General features: G+C 38.0%; 16 protein-coding genes. 15 read left to right on the forward strand and 1 reads right to left on the reverse strand.

From position 1 onward, the window contains the following. The first annotated feature begins 9 nt into the window (after positions 1–9). The 13 genes from tssB to FTU38_RS12410 all read left to right on the forward strand — a co-directional run bounded on the left by tssB (position 10) and on the right by FTU38_RS12410 (position 17,693). Complete coding sequence (gene tssB / locus FTU38_RS12350) at positions 10–513, forward strand: type VI secretion system contractile sheath small subunit (protein WP_078193364.1); 504 nt, start codon at positions 10–12, stop codon at positions 511–513. Next, a complete protein-coding gene (gene tssC, locus FTU38_RS12355) occupies positions 506–1,990 on the forward strand; it encodes a type VI secretion system contractile sheath large subunit (protein WP_180012022.1) in 1,485 nt (494 codons plus the stop codon). Before tssB ends, tssC begins: the two co-directional genes overlap by 8 nt. A 48-nt stretch (positions 1,991–2,038) precedes the next feature. Beyond that, positions 2,039–2,542 (forward strand): type VI secretion system tube protein Hcp, encoded by a 504-nt coding sequence (locus tag FTU38_RS12360; protein WP_078190771.1) that lies wholly within the window; start codon positions 2,039–2,041, stop codon positions 2,540–2,542. Positions 2,543–2,612: 70 nt separating this feature from the next. Continuing rightward, positions 2,613–3,089 carry a type VI secretion system baseplate subunit TssE gene (gene tssE / locus FTU38_RS12365; RefSeq protein ID WP_078190770.1) on the forward strand — a complete coding sequence of 159 codons (477 nt, stop codon included), beginning with the start codon at positions 2,613–2,615 and terminating at the stop codon, positions 3,087–3,089. 15 nt (positions 3,090–3,104) lie between these two features. After that, positions 3,105–4,913, forward strand: coding sequence for a type VI secretion system baseplate subunit TssF (gene tssF, locus FTU38_RS12370; protein WP_180111347.1), 1,809 nt, complete (start codon positions 3,105–3,107; stop codon positions 4,911–4,913). Further along, on the forward strand, positions 4,877–5,869 hold the full coding sequence (tssG, locus tag FTU38_RS12375) for a type VI secretion system baseplate subunit TssG (protein WP_180111349.1): 993 nt from the start codon (positions 4,877–4,879) through the stop codon (positions 5,867–5,869). Before tssF ends, tssG begins: the two co-directional genes overlap by 37 nt. A gap of 2 nt (positions 5,870–5,871) precedes the next feature. Beyond that, complete coding sequence (locus tag FTU38_RS12380) at positions 5,872–7,317, forward strand: hypothetical protein (protein WP_180111351.1); 1,446 nt, start codon at positions 5,872–5,874, stop codon at positions 7,315–7,317. A gap of 28 nt (positions 7,318–7,345) precedes the next feature. Next, positions 7,346–11,176 (forward strand): type VI secretion system membrane subunit TssM, encoded by a 3,831-nt coding sequence (gene tssM / locus FTU38_RS12385; RefSeq protein WP_180111353.1) that lies wholly within the window; start codon positions 7,346–7,348, stop codon positions 11,174–11,176. Positions 11,177–11,233: 57 nt separating this feature from the next. After that, the gene (tagF, locus tag FTU38_RS12390) at positions 11,234–12,193 is read left to right on the forward strand and encodes a type VI secretion system-associated protein TagF (RefSeq protein ID WP_180111355.1); all 960 of its coding nucleotides are present in this window, start codon (positions 11,234–11,236) and stop codon (positions 12,191–12,193) included. 20 nt (positions 12,194–12,213) lie between these two features. Beyond that, the gene (locus FTU38_RS12395; RefSeq protein ID WP_257225715.1) at positions 12,214–12,960 is read left to right on the forward strand and encodes an OmpA family protein; all 747 of its coding nucleotides are present in this window, start codon (positions 12,214–12,216) and stop codon (positions 12,958–12,960) included. Between the two features lie 404 nt (positions 12,961–13,364). Beyond that, on the forward strand, positions 13,365–15,011 hold the full coding sequence (locus FTU38_RS12400; RefSeq protein ID WP_180111359.1) for a long-chain-fatty-acid--CoA ligase: 1,647 nt from the start codon (positions 13,365–13,367) through the stop codon (positions 15,009–15,011). Between the two features lie 220 nt (positions 15,012–15,231). Continuing rightward, positions 15,232–16,119 carry a DMT family transporter gene (locus FTU38_RS12405; protein WP_180111361.1) on the forward strand — a complete coding sequence of 296 codons (888 nt, stop codon included), beginning with the start codon at positions 15,232–15,234 and terminating at the stop codon, positions 16,117–16,119. A gap of 275 nt (positions 16,120–16,394) precedes the next feature. Then, positions 16,395–17,693, forward strand: coding sequence for an MgtC/SapB family protein (locus tag FTU38_RS12410; protein ID WP_180111363.1), 1,299 nt, complete (start codon positions 16,395–16,397; stop codon positions 17,691–17,693). 24 nt (positions 17,694–17,717) lie between these two features. Here FTU38_RS12410 and yddG read toward each other — a convergent pair whose 3' ends face one another. After that, positions 17,718–18,641: an aromatic amino acid DMT transporter YddG gene (gene yddG, locus FTU38_RS12415; RefSeq protein WP_180111365.1), complete on the reverse strand. Its 924-nt coding sequence runs from the start codon at positions 18,639–18,641 to the stop codon at positions 17,718–17,720. 475 nt (positions 18,642–19,116) lie between these two features. Between yddG and FTU38_RS12420 the strand changes: the two genes are divergently transcribed. Beyond that, positions 19,117–19,302: a hypothetical protein gene (locus tag FTU38_RS12420; RefSeq protein WP_180004515.1), complete on the forward strand. Its 186-nt coding sequence runs from the start codon at positions 19,117–19,119 to the stop codon at positions 19,300–19,302. A gap of 304 nt (positions 19,303–19,606) precedes the next feature. Continuing rightward, entirely contained in the window at positions 19,607–20,059 is a 453-nt protein-coding gene (locus FTU38_RS12425) for a GNAT family N-acetyltransferase (protein ID WP_180041450.1), read from the forward strand. Positions 20,060–20,181: the final 122 nt, after the last annotated feature.

Below are 20,181 nucleotides of genomic sequence, written 5' to 3' on the forward strand. Positions count from 1 at the left end.
AAAGCACTCATGGCAAAACGTGAAAGTGTACAGAAAAAACTTCAACGAATTCGTCCTCCTCGTGTTCAATTGACTTACGATGTTGAAGTTGGTGACGGTAAAGAAATTAAAGAATTACCATTCGTTGTAGGGGTGTTAGGTGATTTCTCAGCGGCATCTGAAGTAGAGAAAACCAAATTAAAAGACAAGAAATTCATTAATGTTGATTTAGATAATATTGATGAAGTCATGGAGTCTTTAGCGCCACGTGCTAATTTTCAAGTTGAAAATACCTTGACTGAAGACGGTGGAAAAATGTCGGTAGATCTTACATTTAAGAGCATGGCCGATTTTACCCCAGAGCAAGTTGTGCAACAGGTTGATCCGCTACAGAAGTTAGTTGCTGCACGTGAGCGTCTGTCTGACTTGCGTAATAAAATTTCAAATAATGAACGCTTAGAAGATTTACTGGATGAAGTGTTACATAACACTGATCAAATTCGTAAGTTGAGCGTGGAGGCAGAAAATGAGTAATTTTAATACTGCAACTGCTGCAAACCTTGAAGCAACCGAAGAATATTCACTTTTAGATTCAATTGTCGAACAAAGTCGTATCGCGCGTACAGATCAAGAACATGATCGTGCAAAAAGTTTGATTGGTGAACTTGCTAAAGAAGTGATGGCAGGTACCATCACCGTTTCGGACAATATGACTTTATCAATTGATAAGCGTATTGCTGAAATTGATGCGTTGATTTCATCTCAGTTAAGTAAAATCATGCACCATGCTGAATTTCAAAAAATTGAATCGACATGGCGTGGTTTGTATTATTTCTGCCAAGAAACACCTTCAAATTCTTTAACAAAAATTCGTATGTTAAATACGACGAAAAAAGAATTGATTAAAGATTTCCAAGGTGCGACCGATTTTGACCAAAGCACGTTGTTCAAAAAAATCTATGAAGAAGAATATGGATCGTTCGGTGGTGCGCCTTATGCAACATTGATTGGTGATTTTGAGTTTGACCGTACTCCATCTGATATGTATTTGCTTGAGCAAATTTCACATGTCGCTGCGGCTGCACATGCACCGTTTATTTCGGCTGCTAGCCCGAATATGTTGGGTCTAGAATCCTTTACAGATATTGATCGTCCGCGTGATGTATCTAAAATCTTTGAAACAGCAGAATATGTACAATGGCGTTCATTCCGTGAAAGTGACGATGCACGTTATGTTGCATTGACAATGCCACGTGTATTAGGTCGTTTGCCATATGATCCAAAAGAAGGTATTTCCACTGAAGGGTTTAACTTCGTTGAAGAAGTTTCGGGTGAAAACCATAATGAATATTTATGGATGAACGCGGCTTATGCCTTTGGTACGCGTTTAACTAATGCTTTTGATATGCATGGTTGGTGTGCTGCGATTCGTGGTGTAGAAGGTGGTGGTTTAGTTGAAGGCTTGCCTGTCCATACGTTCAAAACCAATGATGGCGAAGTGGTCTTTAAATGCCCAACTGAAATTGCCATTACCGACCGTCGTGAAAAAGAACTGAGTGACCTTGGTTTTATTCCGTTGGTACACTGCAAAAATACGGATTATGCAGCATTTTTCGGTGCGCAATCGACGCAAAAACCTAAAAAATATGACAGCGATACAGCAAATGCCAACTCTGCATTGTCTAGCCAGATCCAATATATCATGGCAGTTTCACGTATTGCACATTATTTAAAAGCAATGATGCGTGACAAAGTGGGTAGTTTTGCATCAGCGGGTAATGTTGAGACCTTCTTAAATGAATGGTTATCGCAATATGTATTACTCGATGATGGTGCATCTCAAGAAGCTAAAGCTCAGTATCCATTGCGTGAAGCTTCTGTAAAAGTTGTAGAAAATCCAGCTTTGCCTGGTCACTACAAATCTGTGGTTTTCTTAAGACCACATTTCCAGTTGGATGAGTTGTCTGTTTCATTACGACTTGTGACCGAGTTACCTCAGTCCTCAAATTAATTTTGGGTCAACACTATAATAACTTTAAATAAATAGGTATTCAGAACAATGAAAGATATATACATTCAATTTCGTGGTAAGTACAAAGTAGACGGCGAATCTCGTGATGCAGAGCACAAGAGTTGGTTAGAAGTTAACTCTTGGACGCATAACATCCGTCAACCTAAATCTGCGACTTCTTCAAGTGTGGGTGGTCACACCGCAGAACGTGTAGAACATTCTGACATGGTTTTTGTTAAAGATTTAGATGCGACAAGCCCTAAACTTTGGGAAGCATGTTCAGCAGGTTATACATTTGATGAAGTTCAAATTGATTTCTACCGTGCGAATGGCGACAAACGTATTAAATATCTTCAAATCAAACTGAAACATGTGTTGGTTTCTAGCGTGACTCCAACTGTAAATGATGAAGGTGTTCCACACGAATCATTTGGTTTGAAATATGCTGCAGTAGAGTGGACATATAACCAACAAGATATTAACGGTACTGCGAAAGGTGCTGTTACTAAGAAGTGGTCATTATCTAACAACACTGCTTCATACGCAGCGTAATAGATGGATTCAGATAGAGGCTAACTTGGGTAGCCTCTATTTTCATTTTTTTAAATATTTATAAGAAGATATGAATCTCGATCAGCTTTATCCTTATGGTTTTAGAACGACATTATTTGACCGCTTATTACCAGCAGATGCTCAGCAGACTCAAGGTCTGTCTTTGCAAGAACTTCGTGAATCTGTTGCTTCCGATTTAGAGGATCTCCTCAATAGTCGTGTGGCAAAATTAGATGAACTGATTGATGACTTTCCATTAGCAAAAAAGTCTATTTTGCAATTTGGCATTATCGATTTTGTGGGCTTATCGACAGCAAATCCATCGGATCGCGACAAAATTTGCCAGTCAATTGAGCAATCGATTGCTGCACATGAACCGCGTTTAAAACAGATTCGCGTCGAAATGCTCATGGATGGCCATAATATGGGGGCACTATGTTTAAGTATTCAGGCATATTTAAATATTCATCCTTTATACGAACCAGTTATTTTTGATGCCTTATTAAAACCAACAACACAACAATATGTTATTTCTCCAAGAGCTTAATGAAGTGGGTTATCTGTGATTGAAGAGCTGTTACCGTATTACGAAAAACAACTACAGGAATTTGGACAACAGTCCCGTGAGTTTGCCAGTAAATACCCCAAAATCGCCCAGCGTTTGTCTTTAAACCAAGAACAAATAGATGACCCGCATATTGAGCGTTTAATTCAAGCCTTTTCTTTAATTTCTGCACGGATTGATAAAAAACTTGCAGATAGTTATGACGTTTTTACCCGATCAATTTTTGAGGTGATGTTTCCTCAATATTTAAAACCATTTCCTGCATGTTCTGTGGTGAGCTTCGAAGATATAAATAAAATTAAGCAATTAACAGATCGACACGTTATTCCAAAGGCGACCAGTCTAAAAGCCAAAAGTACGCGTGGTGTTCAATGTGAATATCAGACGGTACAAGAAGTCACTTTATTACCGATTCAATTAAAACAGCTCAATTTCAAAACTCATCCATCGGCACATATGCATTTAAATCAAAATGCCACATTGAGCTTAGGATTTGAAATTTTTTCGAATAAGCACGCTTTACTTAAAAATGAAACTTTACCGATCTTTTTAGACGCTATTTCTAATTTTCCTTTACAGGTTTTGGATAGTATTTTTAAATCCACTACGAGTTTTTCGATTCGTGTGGGGCAGCACATTTTTGATATTGCCAATCCATTTGAAATTATGGGCTTTGAAGAAGTTCAAAGTGTTCTACCTATCGATCAACATACGCATCATGCATATCGTTTATTGATGGAATATTTTTGTGTTCCTGAAAAATTCAATTTGTTAAATCTAAATTTAGATTTCATTAAGTTTTTAAGTTTAGAACATAGTGAATTTGATGTTCAAATGCACTTTAAACTCAATTTAAATGATCAAGCAGCGATTCGAAATTATTCTGAATTAAATGCTGCAAATTTTAAATTGTTTGCTACACCAATTGTTAATCTTTTCAATAAACAAGCAGAGCCGCAAAAGATTAATCATAAGCGAATGGAATATCCATTGGTGACAGATGCACACCATCCTGAATATTTTCAAGCCTATAGCATTTTAAAAATGAATATGGTGCGTGAAAAAAGTAACCAAGATGAAGTGTATTATCCGGTACTGCCTTTTTTTGCAATGAGTCATTATCATCAGGATAAAGTCCAGTTTTTTTATAGTTTAAATCCGCAGCAGATGAAGAATAAACATCAGGAATTAAACTATTCAATCATATCTCGTGCTTTAGACCCACATAGCACTCAGTCCGATTTTATTAGTACTGAACTACTATGTAGTAATCGTGAGTTACCTTACGAAAGTTATAATAAAGATCAGAATGCATTAACTCTGAATGATAGTAATTTGGCCCGTCGTGCCCTGATGCTCAAACGACCGTCGTTACCGTATTATTTTGAGCAAAATAAACAAGAACAGTGGCGGGTCATTTCACATTTATCTTTGAATAATATGTCTTTAATGAAAGGCGATACGGTCTCTCATATTAAAGAACTTTTGGAATTGTATAATTTACCTAAATCGAAAGAAAACCAAATTATTATCGACTCCATAAAAAATATTCAGTTTTCTACCACACAGAAACTTGTAGATAGTAAACCGTTTCCATTATTTGTCAGAGGTTTAAAAGTACAGCTCGATATCGATGCGGATATATTTAGAGGGCATAGCCTGTATATATTTAGTCAATTGCTAGCCCATATCTTTAATTTAAAAGTCAATATGAACAGCTTTGTCGATGTCTCGGTTTTTGATGCAAATAGTCAACAGGAGTTATACCAATGCGTGCAGAACGTTGGTGGCAAGAAAGCTCTGTAATTGACGGACTTTTCCAAGAACCGAAAGCCTACGAGTTTGTTCAAGCTACTCGTTTGTTAAGACATGCACCTTATGGAGCAGCTCAAGTCTATTGGGCAAGTGACTTTGAGTTTAATAGTTCACTTAATTTGAACTTCCCGAACACTGAAATTGAAAGTTTAGAGTTCAACGATGAGAAAGTTGAACTGACAAATTTAATGGTGGGTTTAACGGGTATTCAAGGTGCATTACCTTATAGCTATACCAATAAGATTAAGCTCAGCGGGCGACATCAGCGACACGAAACACAAAAGTTTTTAGGGCTGTTTAATCATAAATTAACAGCACATTATGTTGATGCCAGTTTAAATTATCATTTACCTATTCGTTATGAAATCGAGCAGGATAATCACTATCTTGATATTTTACATGCATTAAATGGTTATATCAGTAGCCAGCATGATCAGCCAGATTTAGATGATTATTTTGCTGAATTCTCAGGTTTAATGCAGGGGCAAAACAATACAGCTTATGCATTAAAAACCATGCTGAATTGTATCTTTAAGCAGAAATTTGATATTCGAGAATTTATCCCTGAAACTTTTGTATTTGAAGAAGATCAGAGAACATGTTTAGGTGGATCTCAGCCGAGCCTATTGGGGCTGAATACTTTTTGTGGTGAGAAGATTCAACAGATTGACGAAAAAATTGAAATCGTGATTGGACCTTTAAATCATGAAGATTATTTAACATTTTTACCGAATCAGGCACGCAGCCTAAAATTAAAACAAATGATTCAAACTTGGTGCAGTCCAACATTAATGGTGGATGTGCGCTTAATTTTACAAAAAGAAGAAATAAAACCGGTGTGTTTAAATTCTTTGAGCGGAATTGGTTTAGCTCAGGGAGCATTTTTACAGCCGAATAAACAGGTCGATAATACAGAAACCTGTTATGCCTTAATGGGGAATGCATAATAATGCTGAAATTAATAATTGGAACCTTTAGTACGCTTTTTGTTTTGTGTACTGCTTTCGTGATTTTTTACTGGCGAGATACAGGCTATGACCCGACGGCTTTCGATTTAGTCACATACTTTTTACTTCTTCCTTTAGCTTTATGTGCAATTATTTTGTCGCCTTATTTGCTTTACAAGGGCATTCAACATCAAAAAGAAAAAAAACTTGAAGCTGAAAAACGTGCAGAAGAACAAGCTGAGCAACAACAACTTGAGGCCATTGAACAAGCAAAACCGAAGCCTATTGATGTACAGCAATTTCGTTTAAATGTTTATTCTTCAGCGGCTTGGCATAGTTTTGGTGAAAACGAACAAATTATCCAAGATATTCAACAATTCAAAAGTCCTGAACTCGATGATAAGTTATTTAATGCATACGGTTTGCCTGTTCTTTCATTTCGAATCAAAGATTTAGATGAACTTACTAGTGAAGAAGCAGATGATGAATTTAGTGCCATCACCATGCGTGAAAAACGAATCCAGTCACTTATTCAGCAACAACTAGAGCAACATGTTGAAAGTCTATTTTTAATTGCTGAGCATCTGAAGCAATCTGCACTCTTTTATGATAGTGAATTGGCATATCAGTACCGTATGCATCCGGGTTGGGTTGATCCAGATTATACGCAAGATGAACATCCAGAACATTTAGCGAACAATGCACAGCAAGTTTCACGTTTAAATCGTTTAAATGTTCATATTTTACTTGCTGATAATTTGATTCATCAATGGAATGATGATTATGCCCAAATTATTCAGCAGTATCTATCTGACGGATTTTCGATCATTCCTGAACAAATTCATATCGAGCCACATTTTATCGGCACTCAAGTCGCTTATTCAGAATGGCTAAATATTTTAGAGATGATTTCAAAACAAAAGTCTGAAGTCAGTTTGATTCTGAATGCTGACTCTGAAATCGACCAAGAATGGATTGATGAAAAGATGTGGCTACAAGAAAAATACATTGCTGCAGAGTTTACATCGAGTTGGTGTTTGGCTGCTTCAGACGTTCAAGTTCGAGGCTTAATTCCAAATAAAGTGCTACATGTGGTGGCACATGAGCCTGAGTTGAAACGTAATTTAGAGCTTAAAGCACTGAATAATTTAGATCAGTATGATCAAGAACAACCCTTTTTATTGATGTTAGATGATGCAACGGATATGAAAGTGGTGAAAAAATTACAGTATAAATTTAATGAAACCGCGATTGAAACCTATCATTTTTTATATACAAAACAGAATCTTGGAAATACCCAGCAATTGGCAAAAATTTTTGGATTCATGTTGGGTATGCACTTGCCAGAAGAGTTAACTGCCATGATTTATAGCACAGACCAAGAATCGACATTTGCTTTTATTCAAGCATTTTCAGTAGAAGATGAACTTGAACAAGAAACTGTTTAATTAGAATTAAGACGAAATTGAGAACATTGTGAACACACTATTTTATACGATCCTCGGTTATGTTTGGCAGTACGTCACCAATCCTAAAGCGATGGTGGCTTTGTCATTTTTTGTGGCCATTGTGGCTATGCATAATTCGATTCCACAAAAGACTTTTTACATTGTGGTTGCTGTTTATATTCTCGGATTAATTCTGTGGGGTATTTATGAATTAGTGCAGCATTATCGTCATAAACAGCAAGGCGAAGAGCTAGCTGAGGCGATTGCCAAAGATAATGAAGCTGAATACGGCAAACAAAAGAATAAAGAAGAACTTGCGCTGATCAATCAGCAAATGAAAGACTCGATTCAACTTATCCGTAAATCAAAACTCGGCGACAAAAAGGGTAATGCAGCCCTATATGAATTACCTTGGTACATGGTGATTGGTAACCCAGCAGCGGGTAAAAGTTCAGCGATTTATAATTCTGGTCTTAGATTTCCATTTGAAGAAACCCATCAGAAAATGGTGTCAGCAGGTTTAAGCGGAACACGTAACTGCGATTGGTTTTTCTCTACAGATGGGGTGTTACTCGATACTGCAGGTCGATATTCAGTTTATGCCGAAGACCATTCAGAATGGTTAGGTTTCTTAAATATTCTCAAGAAAAACCGTTCTAAAGCACCAATTAACGGTTTAATCGTGATTGTTTCTGTGGCGGAGCTTGTTAGTCAAAGTCCTGAAAAATCAATCAAATTAGCCAAAAACTTACGCGCACGTATACAGGATTTGACGGAACGTTTAGAAATTTTTGCGCCAGTGTATATCGTTTTTTCAAAAATGGATTTGATTGCTGGCTTTACAGAATTTTTTGATTGTTATGATAAAGATGAATTTGATCAAGTTTGGGGTGCAACACTACCTTATGATCCAGACTCATCCGAACATGCTGTTGAGATGTTCGAAAAGCATTATTCAATTTTATATGATGGTTTGAAGAGCGTCAGTACTACGCACTTGAGTCGTCGTCATTCGCAAAATATCTCTCCAAGTGTAATGACATTTCCGCTTGAGTTTAAAAGTTTAAAGCCAGTGTTAAAAACGTTTATTGGTACGTTGTTTCAAGACAACCCTTATCAGTTTAAACCAGTATTCCGTGGGTTCTATTTCACCAGTGCGTTGCAAGAAGGTGTGATTGAAAGTCCAATGACCGAGCAAATCGCTGAAGATTTTCATTTGGTGAAAAGTACGGATAGTGAGTTTGGCATTCCGACAAATTCTGTTTCGCAAGATCATGGTTATTTCTTAAAAGGACTATTTTCAACCGTCATTTTAAAAGATAAAAATCTGGTTAAACAACATATTAATCCTGCACGTAAACGTCAGCGCTTTATGGCATTTATTGCTGCATTGTTATTGGTTGCTGTGGTGCTTGGGTTGTGGGTTTGGTCGTATCGTAATAACCAACAACTCGTGGCGGAAGTTCAGGCAGACCTAGATAAAGTTGTGCAAATGGAAAGCCGTAGCGGAAGTGAACTTTCAACTCAATTGGATGCATTACTGATATTACAAGGGCATTTACAACAACTCGATCATTTTGATGAAGATCGTCCATTAAAATACAGCTTTGGTTTATACCAAGGGAATAAGATTCGTGAAAAACTCAAAGTTGAGTATTTACGAGGTATTCAACAAATTGTTTTAGCACCATCTCAGCAAAATATGGCGCAGTACTTACAACGCGTTAAAGCCAATGAAGCGACGTTGAAAGAAAATCACGTCAATGTGCAAATCACTCAAGCGGTGAAATCAAATCAGCCCTATTTAGAACCATCGGATACTAATCCTCAGGATGCATATAATGCACTGAAGGCGTATTTGATGATGAGCAATCATAAATATATGGAATCGAGCCATTTGAGTGACCAAGTTACTCGTTTCTGGCGTTCATGGTTAGATTCAAATCGTGGTCAAATGCCACGTGGGGAAATGATTCAAAAAGCCGAACAAGTTTTATCTTATGCGATGACTTTAGCTGCTGATCCTGCTTTCCCGCAAATGGAATCTGATCCTTTATTGGTTGATCAAACACGTCAATTATTGACAGCTGTTACTATGGGTATTCCAGCACGTGACCGCGTTTATAATGAAATTAAAATGCGTGGTTCGGTACGTTTCCCTGCGGTGACAGTGAAGCAAATATTAGGTGAAACAGGCCAAAACAGCATGTTGGGTAGTTATGCCTTGCCAGGTATCTTTACTTACCAAGCTTGGAATGATTATGTAAAAGATGCGATTAACCAAGCTGCGAATAATCCGACAGATACCCAAGATTGGGTACTCAATACCAATCGATCGGATGACCTGACATTTAGTGGTAGCCCAGACCAGATCAGTAAACAGTTAACTGAACTTTATAAGCAGGAATATATCGCTGAATGGCGTAAATTCTTAAATGCCGTGCATTATGGCAAAGGCGCAGATGTCGCTCAGCAGTCACGTTATATCGATATTTTAGGTGAACCAGAAAATTCGCCAATTCGTAAAGTGGTCGACCGTATTGCGAAAGAAACCAGCTGGGATAATCCAATTGTTCAAGCAGAACTGGCTGCACCTCAGAAAGGCTTTATTGCGTGGTTTAAACGTAAAGTCCTCAGCCGTGATGATGCGCAGCAGGCACAGCAAGTTGCTTCTAAAGCCGGTCAAGGTGTTATTGCAAAAGAGTTTGATGTGTTCTATCAACTTGTTCGTAAGCGTGATGATCAGCAAAACAAATCTATTTTAGATGAATACATGCTGTCTTTGAGTCAAGTGCGCAGTAAGTTCAATGATTTGAAGAGTGGCGGTGATATGGGACCTGCAAGCATGACATTGGTGAAGCAAACCATCAATGATCAAAGCTCTGTCTTTAATAGTACGCAAAAATTTGTGGATGAAAAAATGTCTGTGGGTCTGAATGAATTAGATCAACAATTGATTCAAAAACTCTTTATGCAGCCGGTGACTCAGTCATTTGAAGTTCTTTTGATTCCAGCTCAAAACGAAATTAATAAATTATGGGCAATGCAGGCGTATCAACCATTTACAACCAATCTTGCACCTAAATATCCATTTAATAGCAATGCCACTTTACAAGCGACCAGTAATGAAATTAGCCAAATTTTTGGTGAAAACGGAAGTATCGCTCGCTTTGTAAAAGAATATTTAGATCCATTGGTGATTCGTCGTGGCTATACCTTAACCACGAAAACATGGAAAGATTTGGGTATAGGGTTAAATCCACAATTTGTAGCGAATTTCCAACGCTATGTTGCGCCAAGTAATGGCGTTGCTACAGGGGAATTGAGTCAAGCAGCACCTGCGGCAACCAATCAATCGAACTTCCAGTTCTTCCCATTAGAAAATACACAGTTGCTTTCATATACCATTGATATTGATGGTCAGCGTATGGTGTATGAAAACGGTGTTCAGCAATGGGTGAACTTCGTTTGGCCAAATAAAGGGGCAATTCCGGGTGCACGTATTACTGCAATTGACTTGGAAGGTCAAACGCATACGATTTTTGATGAGCCGGGTGAATATGGTATTAACCGATTGGTTGAAGGCGCTCAGCGTACACAAAATGGTAATTCATTTGAAATGGTGTGGCGTAGCAAACAAAATCCAAAAGTGTTTGTTAAAGTGAACTTCCGTTTGATTAGTGGTAACGCATCTGGCCCAACTACAGGTTCAGGCTATTCAGGTATGACTCTTGTTGATCAAGTGGTGACGAATAAAGGTGTTCGTGTCGTCGCAGCGCAAACGATGCCTGCAGGACAAGCGCTTGTAGCGCCAGCGACTTCACCGATGAGTGTTGTACAAGGAACAGCAACACCATGATGATGAATTTAAAAATAAGAGCGGTGGCATTCGTGCAAAAGAACAAGGAGTGTGACGATGTATGAAGTGAGAACGACACCGCTGTATTATGGAAAATGTCCAGCTCGTGGTGACTTCTTAAAGAGCCGTGAACAATATTCACTGATTCAGTTAATCGATCAGTGGATCACGGAGGCGCTTGAGTTCGCTATGCGTTCAGACAATTTTAATGCAGCGTATAACTCACTGCCTTCATTAGATTTCTTTATTGCCAGTCCAAAAGATAAGCGTTTTTTGGTTGCCAATTTGATTAGCAGTGAAGACAGTTCAAAGCGTCAATTTCCAATGGTGCTGGCTCATCTGCTAGAAATCGATGATCCTTTCGATAATATTTTGTATGCACCATATCGTTATAAACAGACCTTAATTGACTTATATCAGCGTAACCGAGTGATGCGTTCTATTCGCGATCCCGATATTTTGCTCGATAAATTAGGCAGATTGAATAACGAAATCCAAGTGTTCGGAACAGAAGAAACCTCTTCTTTTTATGAGCACCATACTTTGCATTCATTTGCGCGTTTATTGAATTTTACGCCTTATCAGTTGGCGCAGAGCATGATTGGTCTCGGTTTGCTGCTACAACCGATTATTCATCAGGGCACGTCTCGGTTGAATAAAGTGCTGATCTTACCAATCAATAATATTAGTTACTGCTATGAAATTGCGGCTTTTTGGGTCAACCTGATTAGTCGTTTTGTCGAAAACCAAGATGCTGAGTTACTCATTGGCATCCTACACAGTGATTCGCCAGTTTTACTGTTTGGTTTTCAAGGCGCTGATATTACTGCGCTGAGTGATGTTTTTACGCAAAATATGCAAAGTGATCATTGGGTTTCCTTGATTGATGCCAGTTGGATTGATCCTTATCTTGAACAAAATGCAGGCTTAGCCGTAATGGAACAGTCTTTGAGTGAGCGTCAGATCAGCCTTATTCATGGCATTAAACTTTTTAGACAGACTTTTATAGAAGAATAATGATGCAAAGAATCTTACCAATGTTGCCCAAATTTCTTACGAGTGTGTGCATTTTAGGTTGTTCGACTTTGCTTTGGGCAGAGCCTATTGTGATTGAAGGTGCTGTACCGAATGAAGCAACCAAGCAAGAAATATTAAATAAAGCCTATTTGACCTATGGTCAGGCAAATGTGGTTGATAAAATTCAGGTTCGAGCGGTTACTGCACCCAATGGTTGGGGCAATAGCGTAAGCCAAATGATTAATGATGACTTAAAAAAAGTAAAACAGGGAAAACTCTCTGTTCGCGGAACGCAAGTCGATTTAAGTGGCAAGATGTCGAATCAAAACGATATCCAACCCACGACCACCAAGTTTCAGTCTTTGGTCACAGCACCTTTTCGTTTCAATGCACAGCTTTCTGTCAATCAGGCTGAACAGGCAATTATTAATGCGGCTTTACGTAATCGTATTATCGAATTTGAATCGGGAAGTGCTATTTTAGCGCCATCTGGGGTACAGATCTTAGATGAAATGGTTGTCGCACTGAATCGCGTCGGTGGGAAAAAAGTACGAATTATTGGTCACACAGACAGCTCGGGGAATCCTGAGAAAAACTTAAGTTTAAGCCAAGATCGTGCTAATGCAGTTAAAAACTACCTGATTTCAAAAAATATTGCAGCGGCGAACTTAAGTACTGAAGGGATGGGCTCAAATAAGCCTGTAGCAGACAATGCTACGCCTGAAGGTCGTAAGAAAAACCGTCGTATTGAGTTTGAAGTACTGTAACTTTTTCAACTTAACTGCAACGGCTAATGCAATGAATGAACCCAGTGTATCTAGACTGGGTTTTTTTATGCCAATTGACTCAGTCGATTATTTGATAACTGAAAACGACATTTTTTAAAGCAGCAGTGTTATAACTAAATAAGACTATATTTTGAATAGGGCTAAAGCTTTAATTTTTGCATTTTATACCACTAAAGCATTCATATTTTGAGCAATAAAACAGTGGATTCTAAAATCAATTAAGGTTAAAACATAAGAATCAGTTTTGGATATGCGTTTCATATCTACTGCTTTAACCTTGTCGATAAAGAACAATCACTTTTGACATGGTGCAAAGTTTTAAAAAATCTGCAGGACAGTGTGGAAAAACAACAACTCAATATGGATGAATGTGGGAGCAAAGAATGCTTGGTAATATGATGTTTAAACCGCTTTTGATTAGTAGCATGATTGAACATGCGGGTCGCTATCATGCGGATAGTTTAGTAATTTCAAAAAATACAGACACGACGATTACGAAAACCACTTGGGGTGATGTCCATAAAAATTCAAAACGATTTGCTAATGTTCTTGCATCTCTCGGTTTAAATTTAGGGGATCGTGTTGCGACCATCGCTTGGAATAACCACCGTCATTTAGAGTCTTGGTACGCTATTTCAGGTAGCGGCTATGTTTGTCACACCATTAATCCGCGTTTATTTCCAGAACAATTAATTTTTATCATCAATGATGCCGCAGACCGCGTGATGTTAGTTGATAAAACCTTTTTGCCTTTAATCAAAGCAGTAAAACCACTATTAAAATCTGTTGAACATTTTATTTGTTTAGATGCACCAGATGCAGCAATTATCGAAGCGGTGCCAGATGTGAAGTTTTATGACGAACTTATCGCGGGGCAATCTGCAGACTATACATGGCCAGAATTAGATGAATTATCGGCTAGTTCTTTATGTTATACCTCGGGTACCACAGGCAATCCGAAAGGCGTGTTGTATAGCCATCGTTCAACAGTCTTACACAGTTATGCGATTTGTATGCCGGATTCATTAAATATCTCAGCGAGAGATATTATGATGCCTGTTGTGCCGATGTTCCATGTCAACGCATGGGGTACGCCATATGCTGCGGCAATGGTGGGATGTACTTTAGTGCTGCCAGGCCCAGGTTTAGATGGAGCAAGCCTGACGCAAATGATTGATGACTATAAAGTATCCGTTGCATTGGGTGTTCCAACGATTTGGCAGGGATTAATCAATGCTGCGCAGCAAGCGGGCAGTCAGCTCCAAAGTTTAGTGCGAAATGTGGTTGGCGGATCTGCTTGCCCACCTGCGATGTTGAAAGTCTTTAAAGAACAATTTAACTGTGAAACGATTCATGCTTGGGGAATGACCGAAACCAGTCCATTAGGTTCTTCAAACCAGTTTAAAGCCAAACATTTATTATTATCTGAAGAAGAACAATTACAAGTAAGATTGTCTCAAGGTCGTCCACCATTTGGGGTCGATTTACGTATTACCGATGAAGAAAACGGTACACACGAAGTTGCACGTGATGGCGAAACGACGGGTAATTTACAGATCCAAGGGCATTGGATTATTGGCAATTACTTTGGCAAAACAGAATCTGCATTAACCTCAGATGGTTGGTTTGATACCGGGGATATTGCAACCCTGAACGAAGATGGTTTCTTAAAAATTAGTGACCGTTCAAAAGATTTGATCAAATCGGGCGGTGAATGGATTTCTTCTGTTGAGTTAGAAAATTTAGCTATGGGACATCCCAAAATTGCAATGGCAGCAGTGATTGCAGCTACTCATCCGAAATGGGATGAGCGTCCTGTATTAATTGCGATTAAAAAGCCAGATGTTGATTTATCTGATACAGAAATTTTGGATTATTATGCAGATAAAGTTGCTAAATGGCAGGTACCTGATAAAGTAATTTTCGTGGATGCTATTCCATTGAGTGGCACAGGGAAAATGCTGAAAAAAGATCTGCGTGAGCAATTTGGTGCTGTATTACTAGAAAGCCAACTTAATGTAAGTTACTAACTATATTGGTAAAGAGCAAAACGCAAAGGTGACATGCCTTTGCGTTTTTTTTAAAAACTTACCTTTCGATACATACCAAGTTCTTAATATCAGGTTTTTAAATAAATTTTTTTCAACGAATCTATAACCAAGTTCAATGAATAATCTAGCCGTGTTGGGTCGCATTCAATTCAATAAAAGCGTAAATTGATGAGGCATCCACCGTTAAACCACCTTTCTTATGTTTCCAGTTTGGATCTTGTTCACTTTAATGGCTGCTTTTATGCAGTCATGGCGCAATGCATTTCAAAAACAACTCAGTACTACTGTTGATGTGTATGGTGTCACCCTTGCTCGGTTTATTTTTGGACTCCCATTTGCCTGCATTTATTTATTTGTGCTGTACCAACAACAGCCTGTGACTCAGGTGACCACATTTACACCTATGTTTTGGATCTATGTGGTGATTGCAGGACTAAGTCAAATTTTAGCGACGATTTTAATGGTCTTGCTTTTTAAGCAAAAGAATTATGCCATCGGTGTCGGTTTAGCGAAAAGTGAAGCCATATTTGCGGCCATAGTGGGGGTGATTTTCTTAAGTGAACATTTAAGTTTATTTGGTTGGATTGGTGTTTTGGTTGGTGGCATAGCCGTTTTTCTTTTAAGCAAAGGTTCTCAACGACAAAAGTTATCTTTGCCAACTTTATGCATCGGTGTAGGGAGTGGATTAAGTTTTGCTATTACCTCTTTATTGGTTCGTGAAGCCAGTTTAGAGCTAAGTGATTTACCGACTTTGCATCGTGCGGCGTGGGTACTGTTGAGTATAATTGGCTTTCAATGTGTGATTATGCTGCTGTACCTCAGTCTATTTAGCCGCAAAACGCTCATTGCCATGTGGGAGAGAGTCGGTCTGACCTTTCGCGTTAGTGTCTGTAGCTTTCTAGCGTCCTTGGGCTGGTTTACTGCCATGAGTATGCAAACGGTTGCGATTGTCAAAACCCTAGGTCAAATCGAAATCCTATTTAGTCTATTAATCTCTGCCTATTTCTTTAAGGAAAAACTCGCAAGAACTGATCATTGGGGTTTAGCCTTAGTGGTGATTGCGGCGATTATGGTGATTTGGGCTTAATATGTGCTTTAAACAGACATGAAGGTAAAAAAGTCCGAATTTAAGTCAGATTTTCGAATATTTTTTTTAATTAAAAGATGAGAAATATTTGATGTCCACTAGGATATTTATCATGGAATTGTTTATGATTTAAAGTATGACTAAACTTTGAACATGATTGAAAATTCTCAAGTTGTTCAATTTATATGTTTTTTTCAAATTTTAGCGTTAAATTTTTATATTATTTTTTATTTATATTGCCAAAATAAACAATGTATTGATGGGAGGGCTTAAATTTGGAAATACTCATACAAACATTATCCTTCCCAGCGTTGTTAACGATTTTAGCTTCGGCTTTAGGCTGTGGATTGCTCATCGGTTTGGAGCGTCAACGTAACAACAATTTGGACAGTGAACAGAGCTTTGCCGGTTTACGCTCATTTACCATTTGTGCGCTGTTTGGAGCATTGTGTTTTTTAATCCATTTAGCTGTTGGTGTAATCGGTGCAATTGTCGTCAGTATGTTTAGCTATTATGGATTAAGCCAGCAAAAACAAGATATTGGCACAACCACAGAACTTGCTTTTGTTATGACTTATTTAATCGGCGCTGCTTGTGTATTTAATATTCCATTGGCTGCGTGTTTGGCTGTGGTGCTGACCCTCATATTAGTTGGAAAAAAAGGCTTACATCATTTTGCAGCGCATTGGATCAAAGACTATGAGTTAAGAGATGGAGTCTTTTTACTGGCATTGATCCTAATTGCCTTACCTTTAACTCCGAATCAAGCCTATTGGGGTTCAGTATTAAATCCCTATGTGATTTTAAAATTACTGATATTGATCTTGGTGGTGCAGTCATTAGCGCACATCGCCAAGCGGCTATTATCCTCTGATAAAGCCATTATTTTATCGGCCTTGGCATCAGGTTTTGTGTCGAGCACCGCAACGATCGCAAGCTTAGGCATGGAAGTACGAGCAGGAAAAGCCAGTGCCAAAAGTAATGCAGGGGCAGGACTTTTTTCATGTGTTGCGACATTGGTTCAACTCTTGATCATCGTACTTGGGGTGAGTTTTGCATGGTTTAAAATATTAGTTATACCAAGTATCGTCGGCATCTTGATATTAGTCCTTGCTGCGCTATATCTGATTTATGGCTCATCTCAAGTTCAGCATAATAAAGAGACAGAACCCGAAAAACTTTGTGTAGAAGCGAATGAACCAGCGCCGTTAGAAAATACCGATAGTCGAATGTTTAGCTTAAAACAGGCGGCAATCATTGCCATCACGCTCACTTTGATCCAAGCACTTGTGTATGGATTAAATCTCGCTTTAGGTGATAAAGGCTTAATTTTAGGGACATTATTAGCATCACTCTTTGAAGTCCATGCAGCTATGGCAACCGTTGTGATGCAAGGTAATATCGATAATTTGACACTGGTTTATGCTGTGGTGATTGGATTATCAGCCCATGCAATTTCAAAATGTGTGAATGCATTTCTCACAGGTGGATGGAAATATTTTCTATATTTTGCACCAACACAGTTACTTCACATGCTGTGCCTAATCGCGGTTTTGTTATTCAGTTTAAGATAATCAGAGGCAATTAACTGCGCCATATTATTCATGACGCAATTGCATTAATTTTGCTTTTATTTGTGGCCAACTGGTTGAAATCCAACATACCAGCGAACCTAATGTCACCAAAATGGCACCATGCCAAAAACTTAAACTCAGTGGTGTCTGTAATATAAACATTGAAATAACCGAAGAAAAAATCGGACTAAAATACGATAAAGTCACCAATATCGTAATATTGCCTTTTATAATACCTACATTCCACGCTGCATAGCCCAATGCAGTCACGATGGACACGGTCAACATATACATACCGGTATGTAAGTCTACGGTAGGCATTCGCGGAATACCGTGAAATATCAACATTTTTAGCCATAGTACAATGGTAATTACGACGAAAAAGAATGAAATAGGGTTATGTCCATGACTGTATTTACGTGTAATCACACAGTAGAGTGACCATAAACTAGCGCCCATAAAAGCAAGAAAATAGCTTAATGGATTGGACTGAATGTTGGTAAAGACTGTAGACCAGTTAAAACTTCCGTTAACAGTTTGGATTAAAATAATGCCGCCCAAACTAATGGCTAAACCAATGATTACGAAAAAGTTAAATTTTAATTCTTTAAATAATATTAACGCGGCAATTGTCAGACTCGGCCATAAATAATTGACCAAACTGATTTCAATCGCTTGTTGAGCTGTTTGAGCCAAAGCAATGGCATACGAAAAACAAAACTCATAAATCACAAATAAAAGGGTGGCATATATCAAAAATTGGCGCGGAACCAGTTTAAGGTTTGGAATTTTAAATAAGAGCAATAGAATAATTGCGCTCAAGGTATACATAAAGAGCACAGCAAGATCAGGGCCAATACTGAAACTAATTTTCTTAAGTAAACCAACAATAGAAGACCATTGTAAGATTGCACTGAATCCAATCAGCGTTGCAAGATTTTTGGACATGATTGCTCGAAGATTTCGCAAATGGCGAATGAATTCTAAGCTTTAATTATAATCTTTCTTTAGTTGTTTAGTCTAAGCGTGAAATTATCAAACTCTATTTAATTAAAAATATTTAGAGCTCGTTGTACGTCAAGAGCAGCATGGCGATGAACTAGGTTTAGGTTCTGGCTTATTAACGCACGATTTAAAACTTGGACAATGTATTCATGCCTATATTCGTGCGAATCCAAATTTTCACTTAGCAGAGGGCGTTAAGTCAGCAATTATGATTGGCAATGGCTCAGGAATGGCGGGTTTGCTTTCACATCTTAAGCAACGTGTCGCAACAGAGCACTATCAAAACTGGTTAATTTATGGTGAGCATTAACAAGATTTCGATGCAATTTTTGCTGATGAACTGCATGAATTACAAAACCAAGGTAAAATTTCAGAAATCGATCGGGTATTTTCTCGTGATGGATTTGCTGAAAAGTATGTGCAAGATGTCCTAGTTGTAAAAAAAGCTGAATTGTTTGATTGGCTAGAGCAAGGGGCTTGTCTCTATATCTGCGGCAGTTTGAATATGGCCAAAGCGGTAGATGCCACTTTGCAAGAGATACTGGGCATTGAACAACTGCATACACTGCGTAAAGCAGGTCGTTACCGCCGTGATGTGTATTAAAAATAATGGCTATTCAATAAATAAAGTAAAAAATCCTCCAAACGTGGGGGATTTTTATGTTTTCTGAATTCATTCAGCATTTATGCCTCACATATATTTTAAAATTGTGCTGAAAAATATTTGAATGACAATTGCATATTGGATGTACAACATCTACTTTAAATTTAGCTGAAGTAACTTTTAAACGTATTGAAAAATAACAGCTAAAAGCGATAATTCATTAAATGACTCTTTTAAGAAAGTTTATTTTCTTTGACGGAGGAAGTTTAAGGATTACTTTTATAAAGAGAACAACATGCTAAAAATGATCATACGCCCAGCCTGTGTAGAGGATGTTGATGGAATCGCGGCAGTCATTGAACCATTTGTCGATGATGTTATTTGCAGTGAAGAAGGTCGTGAGCGCTTTAAGCCCCACATGCTCAAACATATTTTTGAGCGTGATTTAATCCATTATTTTGTTGCTGAAATAAATCAAGAAATCGTTGGCAATGTAGCTTATGTGCATCCTGCACATCTCATGCATTTTTTCTTGAAACCTGAATATCATGGCCAAGGTTTTGGACGTCAAATGTGGGAGTTTATAGAAAGCGTAATAATGCAGCATGAGCCTGAGCATATTACGGTAAATTCGAGTTTCTATGCTTTAGAAATTTATAAAAAATTTGGCTTTGAGATTGTAGGTGAATTAACTCAGCAATGGGGAATTCACTACATACCTATGAGAAAGCAGGTAACTAAACCTATAAAACATTAGATCTCTTTCATAAATCAAAAAACGATCTTCTTTTTGGTTAATATTTGCACTCCGGATTTCTTAGCATTCGTGCATAATCTGCGGATGAAATACATCGATTCAAACAAGCTTTCTGATCCTCA

Source organism: Acinetobacter sp. YH12098 (genome assembly GCF_013419235.1).
Classification (GTDB): Bacteria; Pseudomonadota; Gammaproteobacteria; order Pseudomonadales; family Moraxellaceae; genus Acinetobacter; species Acinetobacter amyesii.

Bases quoted from the DNA above. Each gene is read 5' to 3' on its own strand.
- FTU38_RS12380 (WP_180111351.1), top strand. From the start codon at position 5,872: ATGCTGAAATTAATAATTGGAACCTTTAGTACGCTTTTTGTTTTGTGT.
- FTU38_RS12360 (WP_078190771.1), top strand. From the start codon at position 2,039: ATGAAAGATATATACATTCAATTTCGTGGTAAGTACAAAGTAGACGGC.
- FTU38_RS12400 (WP_180111359.1), top strand. From the start codon at position 13,365: ATGCTTGGTAATATGATGTTTAAACCGCTTTTGATTAGTAGCATGATT.
- tagF (WP_180111355.1), top strand. From the start codon at position 11,234: ATGTATGAAGTGAGAACGACACCGCTGTATTATGGAAAATGTCCAGCT.
- tssG (WP_180111349.1), top strand. From the start codon at position 4,877: ATGCGTGCAGAACGTTGGTGGCAAGAAAGCTCTGTAATTGACGGACTT.
- FTU38_RS12425 (WP_180041450.1), top strand. From the start codon at position 19,607: ATGATCATACGCCCAGCCTGTGTAGAGGATGTTGATGGAATCGCGGCA.
- tssE (WP_078190770.1), top strand. From the start codon at position 2,613: ATGAATCTCGATCAGCTTTATCCTTATGGTTTTAGAACGACATTATTT.
- yddG (WP_180111365.1), bottom strand. From the start codon at position 18,641: ATGTCCAAAAATCTTGCAACGCTGATTGGATTCAGTGCAATCTTACAA.
- FTU38_RS12405 (WP_180111361.1), top strand. From the start codon at position 15,232: ATGTTTCCAGTTTGGATCTTGTTCACTTTAATGGCTGCTTTTATGCAG.
- tssC (WP_180012022.1), top strand. From the start codon at position 506: ATGAGTAATTTTAATACTGCAACTGCTGCAAACCTTGAAGCAACCGAA.
- FTU38_RS12395 (WP_257225715.1), top strand. From the start codon at position 12,214: ATGTTGCCCAAATTTCTTACGAGTGTGTGCATTTTAGGTTGTTCGACT.
- tssB (WP_078193364.1), top strand. From the start codon at position 10: ATGGCAAAACGTGAAAGTGTACAGAAAAAACTTCAACGAATTCGTCCT.